Source organism: Streptomyces sp. NPDC037126 (assembly GCF_055605965.1).
In genome coordinates, this window is record NZ_JBVJTD010000007.1 from 322,893 (window position 1) to 342,610 (window position 19,718).

Annotated in this window: 16 protein-coding genes and 1 pseudogene; 6 read left to right on the top strand and 11 right to left on the bottom strand. The window is 72.6% G+C overall.

Features of this window, described 5'->3' with window-relative positions:
• Positions 1-6: 6 nt before the first annotated feature.
• The 5 genes from ACZ7FF_RS19085 to ACZ7FF_RS19105 form a co-directional block, all read right to left on the bottom strand.
• Positions 7-1,008 carry a GDP-mannose 4,6-dehydratase gene (locus tag ACZ7FF_RS19085; RefSeq protein WP_470813375.1) on the bottom strand — a complete coding sequence of 334 codons (1,002 nt, stop codon included), beginning with the start codon at positions 1,006-1,008 and terminating at the stop codon, positions 7-9.
• A gap of 43 nt (positions 1,009-1,051) precedes the next feature.
• Positions 1,052-2,434, bottom strand: coding sequence for a hypothetical protein (locus ACZ7FF_RS19090; RefSeq protein WP_470813376.1), 1,383 nt, complete (start codon positions 2,432-2,434; stop codon positions 1,052-1,054).
• Complete coding sequence (gene pelF, locus ACZ7FF_RS19095; protein ID WP_470813377.1) at positions 2,431-3,942, bottom strand: GT4 family glycosyltransferase PelF; 1,512 nt, start codon at positions 3,940-3,942, stop codon at positions 2,431-2,433. The genes ACZ7FF_RS19090 and pelF overlap by 4 nt, the downstream gene beginning before the upstream one ends.
• A gap of 122 nt (positions 3,943-4,064) precedes the next feature.
• Positions 4,065-6,194 (bottom strand): hypothetical protein, encoded by a 2,130-nt coding sequence (locus ACZ7FF_RS19100; protein WP_470813378.1) that lies wholly within the window; start codon positions 6,192-6,194, stop codon positions 4,065-4,067.
• Positions 6,195-6,596: 402 nt separating this feature from the next.
• Positions 6,597-7,124 carry a hypothetical protein gene (locus ACZ7FF_RS19105; protein WP_470813379.1) on the bottom strand — a complete coding sequence of 176 codons (528 nt, stop codon included), beginning with the start codon at positions 7,122-7,124 and terminating at the stop codon, positions 6,597-6,599.
• A 457-nt stretch (positions 7,125-7,581) separates the two neighbouring features.
• Between ACZ7FF_RS19105 and ACZ7FF_RS19110 the strand changes: the two genes are divergently transcribed.
• Together ACZ7FF_RS19110 and ACZ7FF_RS19115 are read left to right on the top strand one after the other, a co-directional pair.
• Positions 7,582-7,839, top strand: a complete 258-nt coding sequence (locus ACZ7FF_RS19110) for a DUF5133 domain-containing protein (protein WP_470813380.1) — start codon at positions 7,582-7,584, stop codon at positions 7,837-7,839.
• 225 nt (positions 7,840-8,064) lie between these two features.
• A complete protein-coding gene (locus ACZ7FF_RS19115) occupies positions 8,065-8,982 on the top strand; it encodes an SGNH/GDSL hydrolase family protein (protein WP_470813381.1) in 918 nt (305 codons plus the stop codon).
• Between the two features lie 51 nt (positions 8,983-9,033).
• Here ACZ7FF_RS19115 and pgm read toward each other — a convergent pair whose 3' ends face one another.
• The 3 genes from pgm to ACZ7FF_RS19130 form a co-directional block, all read right to left on the bottom strand.
• The gene (pgm, locus tag ACZ7FF_RS19120; protein WP_470813382.1) at positions 9,034-10,674 is read right to left on the bottom strand and encodes a phosphoglucomutase (alpha-D-glucose-1,6-bisphosphate-dependent); all 1,641 of its coding nucleotides are present in this window, start codon (positions 10,672-10,674) and stop codon (positions 9,034-9,036) included.
• 601 nt (positions 10,675-11,275) lie between these two features.
• Positions 11,276-12,115, bottom strand: coding sequence for a chitosanase (locus ACZ7FF_RS19125; protein ID WP_470813383.1), 840 nt, complete (start codon positions 12,113-12,115; stop codon positions 11,276-11,278).
• Between the two features lie 145 nt (positions 12,116-12,260).
• Positions 12,261-13,805: an MFS transporter gene (locus ACZ7FF_RS19130; RefSeq protein ID WP_470813384.1), complete on the bottom strand. Its 1,545-nt coding sequence runs from the start codon at positions 13,803-13,805 to the stop codon at positions 12,261-12,263.
• 178 nt (positions 13,806-13,983) lie between these two features.
• On the opposite strand from ACZ7FF_RS19130, the gene mgrA reads away from it, so the two are divergent.
• From mgrA to ACZ7FF_RS19145, 3 genes are all read left to right on the top strand, one after another.
• Positions 13,984-15,027 (top strand): L-glyceraldehyde 3-phosphate reductase, encoded by a 1,044-nt coding sequence (gene mgrA / locus ACZ7FF_RS19135; protein ID WP_470813385.1) that lies wholly within the window; start codon positions 13,984-13,986, stop codon positions 15,025-15,027.
• A gap of 105 nt (positions 15,028-15,132) precedes the next feature.
• Positions 15,133-15,315: a hypothetical protein gene (locus ACZ7FF_RS19140; protein WP_470813386.1), complete on the top strand. Its 183-nt coding sequence runs from the start codon at positions 15,133-15,135 to the stop codon at positions 15,313-15,315.
• 118 nt (positions 15,316-15,433) lie between these two features.
• Positions 15,434-15,643: a DedA family protein gene (locus ACZ7FF_RS19145; RefSeq protein WP_470813387.1), complete on the top strand. Its 210-nt coding sequence runs from the start codon at positions 15,434-15,436 to the stop codon at positions 15,641-15,643.
• An 18-nt stretch (positions 15,644-15,661) separates the two neighbouring features.
• On the opposite strand, the gene ACZ7FF_RS19150 is transcribed toward ACZ7FF_RS19145, so the two are convergent.
• The 3 genes from ACZ7FF_RS19150 to ACZ7FF_RS19160 all read right to left on the bottom strand — a co-directional run bounded on the left by ACZ7FF_RS19150 (position 15,662) and on the right by ACZ7FF_RS19160 (position 19,380).
• Positions 15,662-16,819, bottom strand: a complete 1,158-nt coding sequence (locus ACZ7FF_RS19150) for an ANTAR domain-containing protein (protein WP_470813388.1) — start codon at positions 16,817-16,819, stop codon at positions 15,662-15,664.
• Positions 16,820-17,116: 297 nt separating this feature from the next.
• Positions 17,117-18,772 carry an MFS transporter gene (locus ACZ7FF_RS19155; RefSeq protein WP_470813403.1) on the bottom strand — a complete coding sequence of 552 codons (1,656 nt, stop codon included), beginning with the start codon at positions 18,770-18,772 and terminating at the stop codon, positions 17,117-17,119.
• A gap of 134 nt (positions 18,773-18,906) precedes the next feature.
• Positions 18,907-19,380: a MarR family winged helix-turn-helix transcriptional regulator gene (locus tag ACZ7FF_RS19160; protein ID WP_470813389.1), complete on the bottom strand. Its 474-nt coding sequence runs from the start codon at positions 19,378-19,380 to the stop codon at positions 18,907-18,909.
• A gap of 222 nt (positions 19,381-19,602) precedes the next feature.
• On the opposite strand from ACZ7FF_RS19160, the pseudogene ACZ7FF_RS19165 reads away from it, so the two are divergent.
• A pseudogene (locus ACZ7FF_RS19165) lies at positions 19,603-19,718 on the top strand (hypothetical protein); the annotation flags it as partial.

The following is a 19,718-nucleotide window of genomic DNA, read 5'->3' on the forward strand; positions in this document are numbered from 1 at the left end:
GACGGGTCAGATGTTGTAGATGCCGGTCTTGTAGCGGGCCAGGTTGGCCGGGTCGCGGAAGAACTCGACGGTGTGGGCGAGACCCTGCTCCAGCGTGTGCGCGGGCTGCCAGCCGGTGGCCGCGGTGAGCCGGCCGGCGTCGGCGACCAGCCGCATCACCTCGGAGGCCGCGGGCCGGACGCGTGCGGGGTCCGCGCGGACGTCGAGGGCGGTGTCCATGACCTTGCCGATCAGGGCGACCAGGTCACCGACCGATATCTCGCCGCCCGTACCGGCGTTGAAGGTGCGGCCGGCGACCTGCTCGGCGGGGGCGGTGCCGACCGCGAGGAAGGCCCGCGCGGTGTCCTTGACGAAGGTGAAGTCGCGGGTCGGGCGCAGGTCGCCGAGGGTGATGGTGCGCTCCCCCGCCGCGACCTGGCCGATGACGGTGGGGATGACGGCACGCATGGACTGGCGCGGCCCGAAGGTGTTGAACGGCCGGAGGGTCACCACCGGGGTGTTGAAGCTCGCGTGGTAGCTGTCGGCCAGCCGGTCCCCGCCGGCCTTCGAGGCGGCGTACGGGGACTGGGTGTTGATCGGGTGGTCCTCGGTGATCGGCACGGTCTGCGCCGTGCCGTAGGTCTCGCTGGTGGAGGTGTGCACCAGCCGGGGGGTGCCGAGGGCGCGCACCGCCTCCAGCACGTTGAGGGTGCCGGTGACGTTGGTCTCCACGTAACTGTGCGGTGCCTGGTAGGAGTACGGGATCGCGATCAGCGCGGCCAGGTGGTAGGCGACGTCGGCCCCGTCGAGCAGGCCGCGGACCGAGCCGGGGTCGCGGACGTCACCGAGGACGATCTCGACCTGGTCGAGGACGTCCGGTGCGAGGGTCTCCAGCCAGCCGTAGGAGGAGAAGGAGTTGTACTGGGCCATGGCTCTGACCCGGTGCCCGGAGGCCACGAGGGCCTCGGTGAGGTGGGAGCCGATGAAGCCCTCGGCTCCGGTGACGGCGGCGAGCGGTACGGAGGTCAACTGACGGATCCTTCCGATGGGTTGGTGTTGCGGGGGGACGTCTTCAGGCGTGCCGGGCGGGCCGGCCGAGCAGTCGCAGCACGCAGGCCACCAGGCACAGCAGGGCGGCGCCGCAGCACAGCGGGAGGGCCGCGGGCCCGGGTGGCAGCCGCAGCGCCGTGACCGCGCCGGCGGCGGCCGCGGCGGCGAGGCAGATCGCGGCCGGTGGCCAGGCCGCCCCGAACGCCTGGAGGAGCAGCGCGGTCCACAGGGTGGCCGCGAGGAGCAGCAGGGCGGCCGGTGCGGCACCGGTGAGAGAGGCGGCGGGCAGCAGCGGCAGGAGGTAGCCCGCCAGACAGAGGCCGAGGACGGCGGCGGAGCGCAGCAGGAACCCGGCGGCCGTGGCGGCCGCGCGCAGGGCGGCGACGGACAGGCCCCGGTAGCGGTACAGCAGCCATTCGGCGGGGCCCATGCTCACGGTCAGCACGATCACCGCGTAGGGCTCCCGCCGCCCCTCCAGCAGTACCAGCAGGCCGGCGGCCAGCCCGAACAGGCCGTAGGGCAGCGACGCGAGCAGCCGGGGCCGCTTGGCGTCTGCCGCGGCCGGGGCGGTGAGGGCGGTGCGCAGGGCGTACCCGGTGACGGCGAGCGTGGCCGTCAGCGCCAGCACCGGCAGTCCGGTCCGCACCCGCGCGCCGGGCTCCCACCAGGGCAGGGCGGCGGCGCCCGCGATCAGCGGGGTCAGCGCGGCGAGCAGCAGGCGTTCCCGGGCGAGGACGAGCAGGACGCCCGCCGCGGCCAGGTAGAGCGACTGTGCGGCTGCCACGAGGAGCACCGGGCCGCCGCCGGCGAGCGGGGCGGCGACGGCGGTGGCGAGCGCCGCCCCGAGGGGGGCGCCGGCCGTCAGGGTGCGGGCGGCCTCCCGGCGGCCGGCCGTCATCCGCAGGTGGGCGCGGTGGCCGAGCCCCTGGCCCCACGCCCAGGAGGCCAGACCCGCGACGATCAGGGCGGCGGCGTGCCGCCCGGGGTGCCACACGGGCGCGGTGAGCAGGTAGGCGAGGCCCGGCAGGGCGAACAGCACCCCGCGCAGCAGGCAGCGCACGGTGTCCGGGCGCCAGGGGTCCGCGCCCGCCGGGGGCTCGGGGAAGGTCCGGGGGACGCGGTCGTAGAGGGCGGCGGCGAGCGAGAAGAGGTCCGGATGGCCGTACCGTTCCCCGATCTGCTCGGCGGTCAGGCCCTCGGCCTCCAGCAGGGCGGCGACCTCGTAGGGGTGGACGGCGGGACCTATGCCGTCGGCGAGTTCGGCGGCCAGCCGGTTCACCTCCTCGTCGTGGGGGCCGGGACCGGGCAGCCGCAGGGACAGGGTGCGGTCGTCGTGGCGCGCGAGCCGCAGGGCCAGGGTGTCCTGTTCGGTGCCGCCCGGTTCCAGGGCCATGGGTCCGCTCATCCGGCCAGGCTCCCCGCGGCGGTGCGGACGGCCGGGCCCGCCTCCGGCGGGACGGTGAACCGATTTTCCTCGCCGCGCAGTTCGAGGTAGATCGCACGGAAGGTGTCGATCGTCTGGCGCAGGGTGAACTGCTCGATCACACGCAGCCGGGCCGCCTCCCCCATCGCCGCGCGCCGCCCGGCGTCGCCGAGCAGTTCCAGGGCGGCCGCGGCCATCCGGGCCGGGTCGCGCGGCGGCACGACGAGCCCGGTGTCGCCGACGGCCTCCCGCACCCCGCCCACGTCGGTGGACACGGTGGCCCGCCCGCAGGACATGGCCTCGATGAGGGTGAAGGGAAAGCCCTCGCTGATGCTGGAGAGCATGACGACGTTCCCGGCCGCGTAGGCGTCCTTGATGTCGTCGACGCGGCCCTCGAAGGTGACGGCGTCCGCGTGTCCCAGCTCGGCCGCGAGCGCCTCGCAGCGCTCCCGGTAGGCCTCCCCGCCACGCGGGGTGCCGCCGAACAGCCGCAGGCGCGCCTCGGGTGTCCGTTCCCGTACGAGTGCGAAGGCGCGGATGAGCGTCTCCAGGTCCTTGATGGGGTCCACGCGGCCCGCCCAGCTGAGCGTGGGGACGTCCGGTTCGGGCCCGGCCGGCGGGAAGGCGGCGGGGTCCACGCCGTTGTAGACCGTGCGGATGGACTGCGGGTCGGCGCCGCCCTGCTCCTCCCACAGCCGGTTGTAGCGGTTGCCCGGGGTGATCAGGGCGGCCCGGCGGTAGCTCTCCTCGGCCAGCAGCCGGAAGAAACTGAGGACGACGGCCTTCACCGGCCAGCGGTAGGGGGCGGTGCGGTATCCGAGGTAGCGCTCGCGCAGGTAGACGCCGTGCTCGGTGAGGAGCAGCGGGACCTCGTAGCGGTCGAGACCGGCAAGGCCGGGCAGGACGGCGACGCCGCCGCTGACCGCGTGGGCCACGCCGTGCCTCGGCGGGGGCGCGGAGAGCGGGCGCAGGGCGTGTTCGAGCAGGGCGGTGGCGGTGACGGCGTCGTGCAGGGTGGGCCGGGCCTCGCGGACGGCGAGTCCCGGGCGGTTCCACACGGCCGCGAGGGCGGCGACGGCCCGGTCGCCGCGCAGGAAGGGGCTCAGCGTGCCCTCGGCGGCGGCCCGCGCCATGGTGTACAGGGCGGGCGCGAACTGGTCCTCGGCGCCCGGGTCGAGGAGGGCGGTCAGGAAGCGTTCGTAGGCGGCGGCGAGCCGGCCGAGCGCCCGGCCCCGGGCCGGGCGGCCCTCGGGCGGGGCTCCCCACATGGGCACGGAGAGCACGTGGCGGACATGGGCGGGCAGGTCCCACACGACGGGTTCGTGTCCGGTGCCGGTGACGGCGACGACGTCGAAGTCGAGGTCGGGCATGCCCTGGACGAGCTGGTCGCACCAGACGCTGACGCCGCCGTGACTGTGCGGGTAGGTGCCTTCGGTGAGCAGGGTGACGTGCGCCGCGCCGGAGCGGCGCGCGCCGTGGTGAACGTGCATCGATGGGGCTCCACGGCCGAGGTGTGGGGTGGTCGCGCGGGTCCCGGCCGCCGGTGGGCGGCCGGGACCCGGGGCCCGTCCGGCGGCTGCCGCCGGACGGGCCCCTGGGTGCGGTGCGCCGTTCACTTGTGCGGGGTGTACGGAACCTGCTTGGTGACGCCCGAGGGGACCTTGGTGCGCGGGGCCGGGGCGGTGGTGGCCGGCCTGGTGTGGTGGGTCACGGCCGGTGCCGCGGCGGAGGACGGCAGGCCGAAGGTGAGCGGGATGCCGTAGGAGGCGGTCCAGCCCGACGCCGCGCCCGCGTAGGCGCTGCCGAAGGCGGTGAGCCCGAGGGTGGTGCCGGTGGGCAGGGTGGCGGTGACGGCGGTGCCGGCCGGCGCCTGCACGGTCACGGCATTGCCGATGCGGTAGGCGGTGACCTTCCCGGCGTTCAGGGCGCTCTGCCAGGCGGCCCTGCGCTGCAGTTCGGTGCCGATGTCCTTCATCCGCAGGTTCACCACGGGGGTGTTGGCCGCGAACAGGGCGTCGTAGCCGTCGAGCACGCCGTTCAGCACCGGGTACGCGATGCGGTCCTCGGCGAGGTTGGACTGGTGGATGAAGTGCGGCTTGGGGTCGTCGGAGAGGACGTGGCCGAGGGCGATGCGGGTCTCCAGCGGCACGATCTGGTCCTGGTAGCCGTTGCTCGTGTCGAGCGGGGCGGGCAGGCAGGTGGTGGTCGCGGGGTTGTCCTCGCAGATGCCGCTGCCGCCCTGGGCGCGGCTGGTGTAGAGCCAGTTGTACTCGTCGACCTCTTCGGAGGTGTGGCCCGCGTTGTAGAAGACGTTCATCGGGTAGCGGGGGACGGTGACGGCCGGTCCGACCTGACGCTGGCCGGGATCGCGGGAGGCGTCCGAGGCGAGCCACTGCACGCCGCTGTCGGTGAGCGCGGGCGCCAGGTTGGGGTTGTCGTCGGGCTGCTGCGGCAGGATGCGCAGTCCGGAGTGCTCGCCGGTGACCAGCTCGCTGTTGTCGAGCGGGAGTCCGGCGACCGCTGCCCAGACGCGGTTGTTGAGGATCTCGTCGTCGATCGTCGACCGGCTGACCCACTTGGTGCTGCCGTCGGGGTTGGTCTCGCACTTCCAGGGCACGACGGTGGTGTCCTGCTCGCAGCCGAGGAAGGCGTGCGTGTAGGTGTGGTTGACCCACCGGAACTGGTTGCGGTCGGCGATCAGCCTGTCGGCGAGCTGGTCGACCCCGTTGTTGTCCTCGCGCTGGTCGACGCTGCCGGAGCCGTTGAAGACCATGTCGAGGGTGAAGTGGTGGCTCTGCTCCCACGCGGTGGCGTAGTCGACGTCGGCCGGTGTCATCCGGATCGGGTTGGGCGTGACCGAGCTGTTGGTGCAGTCGATGTCGCCGGGCGTGCAGTTGAGCTGGGTGTCCCAGCGGTCGTCGGCGGCGAACACGTCGTCCACGTGCACGGCGAAGTAGTTGCGGGAGGCGCCGAGGTGCACCCCGCCGGTCATCCACTCCACGATGCCGCGGGCCAGCAGCCGGAACTGCTCCTGGTACTGGTTGTAGACGAAGGTGACGACCAGTTCGCGCCGCCCGTCGTGCCGGTACTCGCCGACGAGGGAGCCCTGCTTCGAGGTGCCCGGGATGGGGGCCTGGACGTACGGGGTGAAGTCGGCGCCGGGTGCGGGCGTCGACAGGTAGGCGTAACTCTCGCCGACGGAGGGCGAGTTGTCCTCGAACGGCACCGGCCCGTCGAGGTAGCCGAACGGCCCGGCCTTGCCGGCGGCGGTCACCTGGGCCTGGACGCCGTCGATGCTGCCGGAGTAGCCGCCGGAGGTCGGGACCTGCAGTCCGGCCTGGGGCCGGGCGTAGGTGTAGGCGTCCACCTGCGGGACGGTGTACGTCTGCTCGTACGCGGCGAGGGCGGCCATCTCGGCGCTGCCGGCCGCGAACGGGTTGTCGTTGGGCAGGACGACGGCCTGGTACTTGGCGCGCGGCCGGCCGTCGACGGTGTCGGCGAGGAAGCCGGCGTCGATGGTGGGCCGGTCGGCGCTGGTCAGGTCGACCTCGGTGTACGGCGTTCCCTCCGCGGTGAGTTCGGCGGTGATCGCGGCGGTGGCCGGGCCGCCGTCGCTCACCACCAGGACTCTGAGGTCGATCCGTGGTGCGCCGGTGCCGGCCTGGGCCGGTCCGGCCCCCAGTCCGAGCGCGCCGATGAGTGCACCCACCGTCAGGACGGTGGTGCGAATGGTCCGCTTCATGCGGTGAAGTCCCCTCCCCGGGCAGGGGTGAGCACGGCTCGCCTGGAGCGGACGCACCCCCTTGCGTGACGCCGGCGTCCCCCTCAGAAGCCGGTCGTCCACGCATCCGTCGCGTCACATGGTGATGGCGCTGTGTAGCTTTTGTGGTCGAGTCACGAAACCTGACGGAAAAGCGCGGGTGTCCAACTGCGTTGCGGAGCGACGTGGTTGAGCGCTTTCCGGTCGTCGCCGCGCGGGGGGCCGCGGCGGGCCGAACGGGCCCGTTCCACTGGTCCGGGCCACTGAACGGCGCACCGGCGGACCGTCGGGTCCGCCGGGCGCCGTACGGGTGCTCCGTGTCGTGCGGGCGGTTCGGCCGGGCGGCCGTTTCACGTCATCCGCGACACGGAACCGGGGCGTCCGTCACGCGCAGAGCACGCGCGTCTCGGGCGAGTAGACGGGCCCGCCGTTGGTGTTGGTGCTGTCGCTGAACTCGGCGTAGTAGTACGAGTAGAAGCCGATGTTGCCGTTGCAGCCGGAGTCGGCGGCGACCTTGAGGGTCAGAGTGACGGTGCGGCTCTGGCCGGGCGGGATGGTGGCGCCGTAGTTGCCGCCCAGGTTGCTCGGGCCGGTGCCGGAACAGGGCGTGGCGCCGGCGGCGGTGGCGAGGCTGCACTCGGTGAAGCTGTACTTCAGGTCCGGGCGCTGGGTGGTCAGCCAGGTCGGGTCGATCGTCTGGTACACGAACCAGATGTCGTACGTCTTGTTGTTGGTGATCGTCATCGACAGCTTCACCGTGCCACCGGGGGTGGTGGTGGCGCTGTCGGTAGTGAAGGTGAGCGCGGCCGGGGCGGGGTCGGCGGCGCTCGCGGCCGGGGCGAAGCCGAAGGCGGCGAGGAGTAACGCGAGGACGGCGGTGAGACCGAGACGTCTCAGCAGAGGTGATCGCATGGCCCGGGAGGCTAGGCACGCGTCCGGCGCGGCGTCTGCCCTGCCGGACGGGCCCCGGGCGACGATCGGCCGAAAGTGACCGCCGTGTGAAGGTGGCGCGATGAAGCTGTGAGGGGCGGTCGCGGACCGTATACGCGCACTCTACGGGCGGTTGCCACGGGGATGTGCGGGGCGAGGCGGAACGGTGGGGCGCGAACGCGGTATTGGCGGGTACAGCACGTGTGCGCGGGCACGGAATCCGGGCGGCCGGTTGCACAGCGGTGCGTTTCCCGGCCAGTCGGCGCTTTCCGGCCGCCCCGTCCTCGTGCGGCATCTCCTCGCGTCCGGATCCCGGGCGCACGCCGGGGCACACCCTGCGCTCCCGTCCCGTGGGGCACCCGAGTGCATGCGGGGCCATGACAGGGGTAACCGGGCTGCGACGTCGTACACAGGCGGCGCTCGAGGGAGGACGGCACGCATGCTCATGGCACACCCCGCGGTACTGAAGGACCTCATCGCCCAGTACGAGACCCTCAGTCTGCTCGGGGCCGAGGAGAGCACCCCGCGGGCCCGGCAGCGGCTCGCGGACATCTCCTACACCCTGTGCGTGGCCACGGGCACGAAGGATGTGGACATGGCCCTGATCGCAGCCCGCCACCATCTCTCCGGGGCCCGTCCGGAGGACGACTCCCTGCTCCAGGCGGTCACCGCGACGGAGACGGCATCCGGTGTCTGACACGGGGACCGGAGCCGGCGGCTCACGCGCCGGCCGGCTCCGCCTCGCCGAACGGTCCGGTCTCCCGTCCGGAACCCCTGAACGATCCCTGAACTCCCCCTGAACTCGTTGCCTCCCGCTTCTGGTCGGCGAGACCTACCGGACGGTATACAGACCCAGTCGAAGTGCGATGGCCGCTTTTCGCCGCCGCTGTCGCGCGGTGTACCGGTCTCAGGGGGAGGAACCATGGCGAACGACAGACTCCAGGCGGGCGGAGCGAGAGGCCGGCGGCGCGCCGCGGCGCTGGGGGCGGCACTGGGCGGTTGCGCCCTGGTCGCCGCCTCCACCACACCGGCCGCCGCGCACGCCGCCGGACACGGGCGCGATCTCGCGTACGTGTCCCTCGGCGACTCCTACACCTCGGGCCCCGCCATCCCCCGGCAGGTGGACGCCGATTGCGCGCGCTCCGACCACAACTACCCCTCGCTGGTGGCCGCGCAGCAGAAGGTGTCCGCGTTCACGGACGTCAGCTGCTCGGGAGCGACGACCGCAGAGATGTGGCAGGCCCAGGGCGACAACAAGCCCCAACTCGACGCGCTGGGACGGAACACGGACCTGGTGACGGTGCAGATCGGCGGCAACGACGTCGGCTTCGGCACGATCATCGGCACCTGCGCCCACCTGGCCGCCCAGGACCCCACGGGCAACCCCTGCGAGCGCTCGTACAAGGCCTCCGGGTACGACGCGCTGGCCCTCGACGTGCTGCGGACCGCGCCGAAGATCGACCAGGTGCTGCGCGCCGTGCACGCCCGGGCGCCGCACGCGCGGGTGCTGGTCGTCGGCTACCCGGACCTGCTGCCCGACGACGGCGTGGGCTGCTTCCCCCAGGTTCCGTTCGCCAAGGGGGACTTCCCCTATCTGCGGGACACCGAGAAGCGGCTGAACCTGATGCTGCGCGTGGTCGCGGGCGTGAACCGGGCCGAGTACGTGGACACGTACGGTCCCACGGTCGGCCACGACATGTGCGAGTCGCCCGCGGACCGCTGGATCGAGCCGCTGCAGCCGGCCTCGCCCGCGGCCCCGGCACACCCCAACGCCAAGGGCGAGCAGGCCATGGCCCGGGCGGTGCTGGACCGGCTGACACACGGGCGCGGGCGCCGCTGAGCACCGGCGGCGGCCTCCGGGAACACCGCCCGGAGGCCGCCGTCGAGCCGCTCAGCCGCCGAGCGCGCCGAGCACCACGGACTGGGCCTCCTCCTGCACCCGGGCCAGGTGGTCCGGGCCGAGGAAGGACTCGGCGTAGACCTTGTAGACGTCCTCGGTGCCCGAGGGCCGGGCCGCGAACCAGGCGTTCTCCGTGGTGACCTTGATGCCGCCGATGGCGGCGCCGTTGCCGGGCGCCTCGGTGAGCACGGCGGTGACCGCCTCCCCGGCCAGCGTGTCCGCGGTGACCTGCGCCGGTGACAACTTGGCCAGCAGGGCCTTCTGTTCACGGCTCGCGGGCGCGTCGATGCGGGCGTAGGCGGGTTCGCCGAAGCGCGCGGTGAGGTCGGCGTAGTGCTCCGACGGGGTCCGGTCCGTGACGGCCGTGATCTCGGAGGCGAGCAGGGCCAGGATGATGCCGTCCTTGTCGGTGGTCCACACCGAGCCGTCCCGGCGCAGGAAGGAGGCGCCGGCCGACTCCTCGCCGCCGAACCCGATCTCCCCGCCGACCAGTCCGTCCACGAACCACTTGAATCCCACGGGCACCTCGACCAGTTGCCGGCCGAGGTCGGCGGCCACCCGGTCGATCATCGTCGAGGAGACCAGGGTCTTGCCGACGCCCGCGTTTGCCGGCCACCGCTCGCGGTGCCGGTAGAGGTAGGAGATGGCGACCGCCAGGTAGTGGTTGGGGTTCATCAGGCCGGCGTCCGGGGTGACGATGCCGTGCCGGTCGGCGTCGGCGTCGTTGCCGGTGGAGATACGGAACCGGTCGCGCCGCTCGATCAGGGAGGCCATCGCGTACGGCGAGGAGCAGTCCATGCGGATCTGCCCGTCCCAGTCCAGCGTCATGAACCGCCAGGTGGGGTCGGTGTGCGGGTTGACCACCGTGAGGTCGATGCCGTGCTCCTCGGCGATCCGGCCCCAGTAGGCGACGGACGCGCCGCCGAGCGGGTCGGCGCCGATGCGCACCCCGGCGGCGCGGATCGCGTCCAGGTCGAGGACGCCCGGCAGGTCGCCGACGTACGCGCCGAGGAAGTCGTACCGGCCGGTGGTGTCCGCGGCGAGCGCACGGGCGTACGGCAGCCGTCGTACGTCCTTCAGGCCGCCGGTGATGATCTGGTTGGCGCGGTCCTGGATCCGGGAGGTCGCGTCGGAGGCGGCCGGTCCGCCGCTCGGCGGGTTGTACTTGAACCCGCCGTCGGCGGGCGGGTTGTGCGACGGCGTGACGACCACGCCGTCGGCGAGGGCGGAGTCACGGCCCCGGTTGTGGGTCAGGATCGCGTGCGAGACGGCGGGGGTGGGTGTGTAGCCGTCCTCGCTGTCGATGAGCACGGTCACGCCGTTGGCGGCGAACACCTCGAGCGCGGTGACCTTCGCGGGCTCCGACAGGGCGTGCGTGTCGGCCCCGAGGAAGAGCGGGCCCGTGGTGCCCTGGGCGGCGCGGTACTCGCAGATGGCCTGGCTGGTGGCGGCGATGTGGTCCTCGTTGAAGGCGGTCGCCAGGGACGAGCCCCGGTGCCCCGAGGTGCCGAACGCCACCCGCTGGCCCGGGTCGGCGGGGTCAGGGTGCAGCGCGTAGTAGGCCGTGACCAGCCGGGCCACGTCGACAAGGTCCTCGGGACCGGCCGGCCGGCCGGCTCGCTCGTGCGGCATGAGTCCGTTCCTCCCGCATCGGTGTCGTCGATCGCTCGCCGCCCATCTTTCCTCGTCAGGCGCCTGACACGCGAGTGCGCCCCGCCCTGTGATCCGGTGTTCCGATCTTCACGCCGTGTCGTCGTTTCCTGCGCCACGCCTCCGCGGAAAGGTCTCCACCGTTGTCCCGTTCCACCGCCACGGCGCCTTGGTTCCTCGCTCGGTCCGCCCAGGTCGCCGTGGCGGCTCCGAGACGGACGGGCGCTGGAGGTCCGTGCGCACCTGCCGCATCCGTCGGCCGCGGCCGCCACCGCGTCCGCCCGGGCGTCGATGGTCTACGCGCTCCCGGCGCAACGCCGACCTCCTCTCGACCGGCGCCCCGCGGGGCTCCGCCGCGTGGACCGTGCTCGCCTGGCCGATACCGGGGGTCAACCTCTGGCACCGCGCGGGCTCCTGCTCGGCGTGCAGCGCGCGAGCGGCCCCGCCGGGGCCGGCCGGGGCCGCGGAGACATCCTGGTGAACCTCTGGTCGGCACATCACGGCACGGCAGGCCGCCCTGCTGGGCTCCGGGGTTGCGGTGCCCGCGCCCGGCGGCCTGCCGCACGCTCCGTAGAGCGCGGGCTCAGCCGATGTGGTAGCTGTCCCCGTACGTCTTCCAGTCCAGCGGGGTGTTCAGGTCGAGGTTGCCCTTGCGCAGGAAGACCCGCTGCTCGGTGTCGACGCGGCTGGTGTCGCTGTGGGCCTCCTCCTGCTTCATGGCCCACACCCGCGCGTCGAGGAAGGCGTTGAGGTACGTCGTCTCGTTCCCGCCCTGCGCCGGCGGCTTGGCGCTGCGCAGGGCCCGCCCCCGGATGTTGCGGAAGCTGGTGGGGTCGTCGCCGTCGCCGTGCATGACGATCGCGTCGTAGTAGCAGAACTGGCCGAGGGCGCGCAGTCCGTCCGTCTTGCCCTGGGCGACCGCGGGGTCGAAGTAGACCCGGTCGCGCTCGTCGTTCTGGCACTGCTGGAACACGGCGTCCTGGGCGGCCTTGCGCCAGTCCCTGGGATAGTCGGGGTCGAGGCCGGCGTGCGAGTCGCTGCCGTTGACCTTCCGCAGGGCGGGCAGGTACTTGGCGAGGACGTTGCCCGGCTTGCGGCCGGCGTAGAGCTGGACGACGTCGAGCATGTCGCCGGTGCCGGAGCAGAAGCCGATGATGCCGGCGGTGTAGCCGCGTCCGTCGCCGATGTCCTCGATGTACTTGTACTGGGCCTTCCAGTCGAGCGAGGAGTTCTCCGCGCTCGACACCAGTTCCATCGCGATCTCCTTCTTCGCGGGGTCGTCGAGGCCGGGCGCGGCGGCCGCCGCCGATCCGGCGCGCTGGACGCCGAGCACGGCGCCGGAGGCGACGGCGCCGAGCAGGGCGACGACGGTCCGGCGGGAGATACGGGCGTGGGCTGCTGTCTCGCGGTCTGCGTGCACCACAGGGACTCCAAGGGAGAGTGGGGGGTGGGGAGTTGGTCCGTACCGCACTGGTAGGAAAGTTTCCTATCAGAGGCGTCGGGGTCCGGGCACCCTGGATGCGCGAAGTTCGTAGGATCGAACAGCCGTGGAGCGGGCCCGGGGCGGCTCAGCGGCCCCGGGTCTTCTCGCGCTCCTGTGTGATGGCGTACAACTCCCGCGACACGGTGATCAGTTCACGCCTCTCCTCGCTGGAACCGACCATCGGGCGGGAACCCTTGAGCGGCACCTGGGCGCTCTCCGGCAGGAACTTGACGGTCAGCAGGCCGATGACACCGGCGAGCATCAGGTAGTACGCGGGCATCAGGTCGTCGCCGGTCGCGGTGACCAGTGCGGCGGTGACCAGCGGGGTGGTGCCGCCGAAGGCGGCGACGGCGATGTTGAAGCCGATGCCCATGGCCGCGTAGCGGACGGCGGTGGGGAACAGCGCGGGCAGGGTGGCCGCGCTGGGCGCGGCGAAGCAGGCCAGCAGGGTGGACAGGATCAGCACACCGAGGACCGGCAACCAGGTGCCCTGCGCCTTGAGCAGCAGGAAGGAGGGCACGGCCAGCACGATCATCGCGGCGGCGGCGACCCCGTAGACCGGCCGCCTGCCGACGTGGTCGCTCAGTCGGCCGAGGAAGGTGATCAGCACGACGATCCACACCATGCCGACCAGCACCAACAGGTCCCCGGAACCGCTGGAGCGGTGCAGGGTCTCGGTCTGGTAGGTCGGCAGATAGCCGGTGACCATGTAGTTGGTGACGTTGTACAGCAGCACCAGACCCATGCAGATGAGCAGTGGCCGCCAGTGGTTGCGGACGATGTCCTTGAGCTCGCTGCCCGTCGACTCCTGCGCCAGGGCCCTCTCGTGCTCGTCCAGCTGCTGCTGGAAGGCCGGGGACTCCTCCAGCTTCAGCCGCATGTAGAGGCCGATGACCCCGAGCGGCCCGGCGATCAGGAAGGGGATGCGCCAGCCCCACGAGAGCATCTGGCCGTCGGTCAGCAGCAGGTTCAGCGCCGTGACCAGTGCCGAGCCGAGGGCGTAGCCGACGAAGGTGCCGAAGTCGAGCCAGCTGGACAGGAAGCCCCGCCTGCGGTCGGGCGAGTACTCGGCGACGAACGTGGTGGCCCCGCCGTACTCGCCGCCGGTGGAGAAGCCCTGGATCATGCGGGCCAACAGGAGCAGTATCGGAGCGGCGATGCCGATCGTGCCGTAACCGGGGATGACACCGATGGCGAAGGTGCCCACCGCCATCATGATCATGGTGGTGGCGAGCACCTTCTGCCGGCCCACCCGGTCGCCGAGCGGCCCGAAGAAGACGCCCCCGAGGGGGCGTACGACGAACGCGGCGGCGAAGGTGGCGAAGGAGGAGATGACCTGGGCGGCCGGAGAGGCCCCGGGGAAGAACACCTTGCCGATGGTGGCGGCCAGGTAGCTGTAGACACCGAAGTCGAACCACTCCATGCAGTTGCCGAGCGCGGAGGCGCCGACCGCACGCCTGAGCAGCGGGGACTCCACGACCTGGACGTCGTCCGCGCGAAAGGCCCCCCGGTTGCCCCGCAGCCTGCGGACCAGCTCCTCGCGAACCTGCCGCGGCAGCAGGGCCACCGCCTTCGGCCCCCGCGGCCCGCTGCCGGTCTGCCGTTCCCCGCCCTGCTCGTCCTCGCTCACGAGCGCCTCCCTACCTCGCGCTGCACTGATCACCGCCTGCCCCGATGGCCGATTCAGAAACGGAACCACTCAATCCCATCCGGGACGGCGGTTGGACTTGCGGATCACTCCGACGCAGGGTGGACGGGCCCCCTCGCGCACGCGGAGGCACCCCTACGCACCACCCGGAGAAGACCCGATGACCCACGTCGCGGACCCCGCCCGCTACGACGGCCCCATGCGCTACCGGCGCACCGGCCGCTCGGGGCTGGACCTGCCGGTCCTGTCCCTCGGCTACTGGCACAACTTCGGCGACGACCGTCCCTTCGAGGCCCAGCGGGAGATCGCCCTGCGCGCCTTCGACCTCGGGATCACCCACCACGACCTGGCCAACAACTACGGTCCGCCCTACGGCTCGGCCGAGCTCAACTTCGGACGGCTGCTGCGCCAGGACCTGGCGCCCTACCGCGACGAGCTGGTGATCTCCACCAAGGCCGGCTGGGACATGTGGCCGGGTCCCTACGGCCAGGGCGGCGGCTCCCGCAAGTACGTGCTGGCCTCGCTGGACCAGTCGCTGCGCCGGATGGGGGTGGACTACGTGGACGTCTTCTACTCCCACCGGCTGGACGCGAGCACGCCGCTGGAGGAGACGATGGGCGCCCTCGACACCGCCGTCCGCCAGGGCAAGGCGCTGTACGTGGGCATCTCCTCCTACGACCCCGAGCGCACCCGGCAGGCGGCCGCGATCCTGCGGGACCTCGGCACCCCGCTGCTGATCCACCAGCCGTCGTACAGCATGCTCAACCGCTGGATCGAGACCGACGGCCTGCTGGACGTGGCGCAGGAGGAGGGGTTCGGCGTCATCGGTTTCACGGCGCTCGCCCAGGGCCTGCTGACCGGCCGCTACCTGGAGGGCGTGCCACAGGACTCGCGGGCCGCGCGGGGCACGTCGTTCGACAGCTCCTGGCTGACCGAGGACATGCTGCGGCGGCTGCGCGCCCTGAACGGCGTCGCGGCCCGGCGCGGACAGACCCTGGCCCAGCTGGCGCTGGCCTGGGCGCTGCGGGACCGGCGGGTCACGTCCCTGGTCATCGGCGCCTCGCGGGTCGAGCAGCTGGAGCAGAACGTGGCCGCGCTGGAGAACCTCGACTTCACCGACGAGGAGCTGGCCGAGATCGACGAGTACGCCACCGACGGCGGCGTGGACCTGTGGCGCGACGCCCGGCTCGGGAACCTCGGATGACCTTGGCTCCATGTGACACACATCACAGACATGCGGGATAAGTAGGACATAATGGAATCGCATCGGACCCCGCTTCCCCTGCGACTTCAAGGAGCCGCTCACCGCATGGCGTACGGAGCCCACCGCAGCCCCCTCCTGCCTCCCCATCCCGACCTGGCCCGTGCCCGCGGCTGCGAGCACTGTCTCGGCTGGGGAACCGTTGTCACCCGCGACGGTGAACACGAGTTGTGCGACACCTGCCAGCAGGATCCCGGCGACGACGGGGGCTGTATCCGCTCCGGCTCCTAGGCCGGACAGGCCCTGGCGCGCCCCGCGGGTAGGCGCTCGGCACCGGGTGTCACGGCCTTCGGGGCCGCGGATGCCGTCGCCGGGTCGGGGCGGCCCTATCATCGCGGGCACCACGGGCATGCACTGGCGCCGCTTCCTCGCCTACAACGCGCTCGGCGCGGCCCTGTGGGTCGGCCTGTGGACGAGCCTCGCCTACCTGGCCGGCAGCCACATCACGGCCGTCTACGACGAGATCAAGCACTACGAGGTCTACGTCCTGGCCGGCCTCGCCGTGCTGGTCGCCGCCTTCGTCGCACGGCACCTGCTGCGGCGGCGCCGCGAGCGCTGACCGCCCGCGCCGTACCGCTCAGCCGCCGGACCGGCCGTGCGTGTGCAGGAACTCCAGCGCGTCCTGCACCACCGTGCGCCGGTACCAGGACCGCCAGGCGGCCAGATCGCGGGCCAGGCCGTCCAGCGCGTCCCGCTGCCCGGGGATCAGCCAGACCCCGGGGTCCGCGCGGTGGAGGGTGATCACGCCGCTGCACTCGCCGCACTCCGCGACCATGGGGACCCCGTACAGGGCGCGGCTGCCCACCGCGCGGGCCGCCAGGCCCACGGGATGGGCGGCCAGGCCCGGCTCGGCGGCCACGTCCACGACGGTCACCGGCCGGCCCGCCGCACGGGCCCGCGCGCACACCGCGGGCGGCCCGAGGACCAGGGCGAGGCAGTCGCGGTAGGACGCGTCGAGTCCGTGATGAGCCTCCAGCTGCAGCGCCTCCTCCTGCCCCGTGTCGGCCAGGTGGATCTCGGCCGCGTCGGCGTCCGCCAGCGTCACCGCCGCGTACATGGCGGCCCTCAGCACCTGCCGGCGGTCTCGGGGGTCCACCCGGTCCGCCTGCGGCAGTCCGATGGCGGGCGGCGAGGTGTGCCGGCGCCCCGGGAACCACTTCTCGGCCGTCAGCGGGGCGGGAGCGGTCACCACCGCCGAGGCCAGCACCCGCAGCGGCACGTTGTGGTGCTGGGAGCCCGCCCGCAGCAGGGCGAAGGCGGCGGCCGGGTCGGGCAGGCCGTAGCGGGCGATCAGGATGCCCTGGGCGATGCCGATGATCCCGCTGGTCCGGGCCTTGGCCCGCAGACCGAAGATCTCGCCTGCGTTCTCGATGGCCGGGTGCCGCACCGTCTCCCCGGTCCTGCCGCACGCGGTGGAGAGTGCGCCCTCCAGGCTCGGGCAGAGCCGGATGCCCGGCAGAGGTGTCGTCGTGAGCATGCTGCGGACCTGAGGGGTGGCCCCGGCGACGAGAACGGGCCCGGCGGTGTGGTGCCGGGTGTGGGCGTCGAGGGCGTCCAGGGCCGGGGTGCTGACCCCCCGGACGCCGGACACGTCCAGGACGAGGCTCATGCCCCGCTCGTCCGCCCGCTTCAGGCGCAGGTCCAGCTCACGCCCCAGCAGCCCGGCGCTGCGGGCGTCGAACGTTCCCGTCAGCCGCAGTACGACCGCCTGGTCCGTGACCGGTTGCACGGTCACCGTGGCCCCTCGTGTCACAGGGCATCACCCGTGGTCTTTCCCCACTCCCACATGGCACATGTCGGGTGCGCGGACCCCCGGCCGTTCCCCGACCGCTTCCCTTCTCACCTTGTTCCCTTGCCCGCGAAAAGCGCAAGCAGACCTGGCGGCGGGTCTGCTTGCGCCAAGGTCCGGCGGACCGGGTCGTGCGCACCGGCGGCCCGGGAGCACACTGGGAGACAGACCCGGCCGCGGTGCGGCGAGGGTCCGGGGCTCCCCTGGTTCGGAGATGGCCTCTGCCAGAACCCGGGGCCTCCCTCACGAGGAGCGTGCCGTCCGCGGCTCCTCCCCCTTGCGGGTCCCGTGGTCCGGTCCGGCCGGGCTGTCCTCGGCGCGTTCATGACCGCCGCGCAGGGCGGAGGCGAGCGCGGAGACGAGGGCCATGCCGGCGGCCACGCTGAAGACGATGGCCAGGCCGTGGTGGAAGGGCCCGGAGACCAGCTCGGGGAAGAAGCTGTGACCGGTCAGGGTGGCCCGCTGGGCCGCGGTCAGCTGGTCCAGCGTGCCGGCGCCGAGCAGATGGCCGATGGGGTTGTTGCCGAGGAAGGTGGCGAACAGGGTGCTGACCGGCGGCAGCGAGGCCGCCTGGTGGGCGGTGGCGGCCGGCACGCCGTGCGCCTGGAGCCCGCTGCTGAGCGTCGACGGCAGCGAGGCGGCGAGGCCGGAGACCATCAGCGAGAAGAAGACGCCGATGGACAGGGCCGTGCCCGAGTTCTGGAACGTGGAGCGCATGCCGGAGGCCACCCCGCGGTAGCGGGCGGGCACGCTGCCCATGATCGACGAGGTGTTGGGCGAGGAGAACATGCCCTGGCCGAGCCCGTTGAGCAGCAGCAGGGCGGCGAACCAGCCGTAGTCGAAGTCCACCGGAAGTGCCAGCAGGCCCAGGAAGGACGCGGCGACGACGAGCAGCCCGGCCGTGGAGAAGAGCCGGGCGCCGAACCGGTCGGAGAGGTAGCCGGAGACGGGACCGGCGAACAGGAAGCCCACGGTGAGCGGCAGCATGAAGATGCCGGCCCACAGCGGGGTGTCCTCGAACTCGTAGCCGTGCAGCGGCAGCCAGATGCCCTGCAGCCAGATGATCAGCATGAACTGCAGCCCGCCGCGGGCGATCGCGGTCAGCAGGGCGGCGATGTTGCCCGCGGCGAACGCCCGCACCCGGAACAGGGACAGCCGGAACATCGGCTCGGCGACCCGGGTCTCGACGACGCAGAACACCAGCAGGAGCAGGACGCCGCCGATCAGCCCCGAGAGCACCAGGGGGTCGGTCCAGCCGGTGGCGTGGCCGCCGTAGGGCTGGATGCCGTAGGTGATGCCCGCGAGCAGGATGCCGGCGCCCGAGGCGAAGGTGAGGTTGCCGAGCCAGTCGACCCGGCCGCGCGCGCCGGCCGAGGTCTCGCGCAGGCTCAGATACGACCAGAGGGTGCCCGTGACGCTGATCGGGACGCTCACCCAGAACACCGCGCGCCAGTCGACGGCGGCGAGCAGTCCGCCGGCCAGCAGTCCGAGGAACTGCCCGGCGAGCGCGGTGATCTGGTTGATCCCGAGGGCCGTGCCACGCTGCCGGGCCGGGAAGGCGTCGGTGAGGATCGCCGCGGAGTTGGCGGTGAGCATGGAGCCGCCGAAGGCCTGCACGATGCGCCACAGGATCAGCCACAGCGCGCCGGCCCCGGCCCGGAACGGGTCGAGGGACAGGGCGACGGAGGCGCAGGCGAAGACCAGGAAGCCCAGGTTGTAGATCCGCACCCGGCCGAACATGTCGCCGAGCCGGCCGAGGACGACCACCAGCACGGCCGAGACCAGCAGATACCCGAGGATCATCCACAGCAGGTAGCCGATGTTGCCGGCCGCGAGCGGGTCCAGGCCGATGCCGCGGAAGATGGCAGGCAGGGAGATGATCACGATGGAGGCGTCCATCGTGGCGATCAGGACGCCCAGGGTGGTGTTGGAGAGGGCGACCCACTTGTAGCCGGGGCCCGGGGGCGTGTCCCGCAGGCGGGCCGAGCGGGCGAGGAGACGGGCGCGCAGCCCCGCGTCGGGCGCGTTGCCGTTCACAGACGTTCCGCCAGTCGGTCGAGCAAGGGCAGGGCGTCGTACAGGGCCTGGCGTTCCCGCGGAGTGAACTCGTCCAGGGCGTGGGCGAGCCGGCCGACGGACTCGGAGCGGCGCTGCTCCAGCATGCTCCGGCCCTCGTCGGTGATGGACACGATGGCCCGGCGCCCGTCGGCCGGGTCGGGGGCGCGGCTCACCAGGGCGCGCTGTTCGAGTCCCGCGAGCGTTCCCGCCATCGCCTGCGGCCGGACCCGTTCCAGTTCGGCGAGCGAGCCGGGTGAGTCCGGGCCGGTGCGGGCCAGCCGTGCGAGCACCGAGACACCGGAGAGGGATATGTCGCCCACCGCGTGCGCCTGGCGCAGTCGGCGCACGATGCGGCCCATGGCCAGGCGCAGCGCGCCGGCGAGTGCCGACGTGTCCTGCGGCCGGCCGGCTGCGGTGCCGCCGCGTTCGGTCCTGTCTGCCACGTCCATGATTAATAACAATAGGTTTATCAGTTTGGACTGTTCAACCAAGGCCGGGTAATCCGCGGACTCCCCTGGTCGGTGGTGGCCCGTCCACCCGGCGGGCCCCCCGGGTGGACGACTGTGCGCGGCTCGGCGAAGAGAGAGGTTTGACGGGTCGGACAGAGGCTCGACCAACGGAAGTGGCCGGATGTGGCACAGGAGGCAGTTATGTCAGTCGATTTGGGGACCATGGCCCTGGAGGCGCTGATGGGCACCGCGCGTGTGAAGCGTGGCATGGCCGAGCAGCTCAAGGGCGGCGTGATCATGGACGTCGTCACGCCGGAGCAGGCGAAGATCGCCGAGGA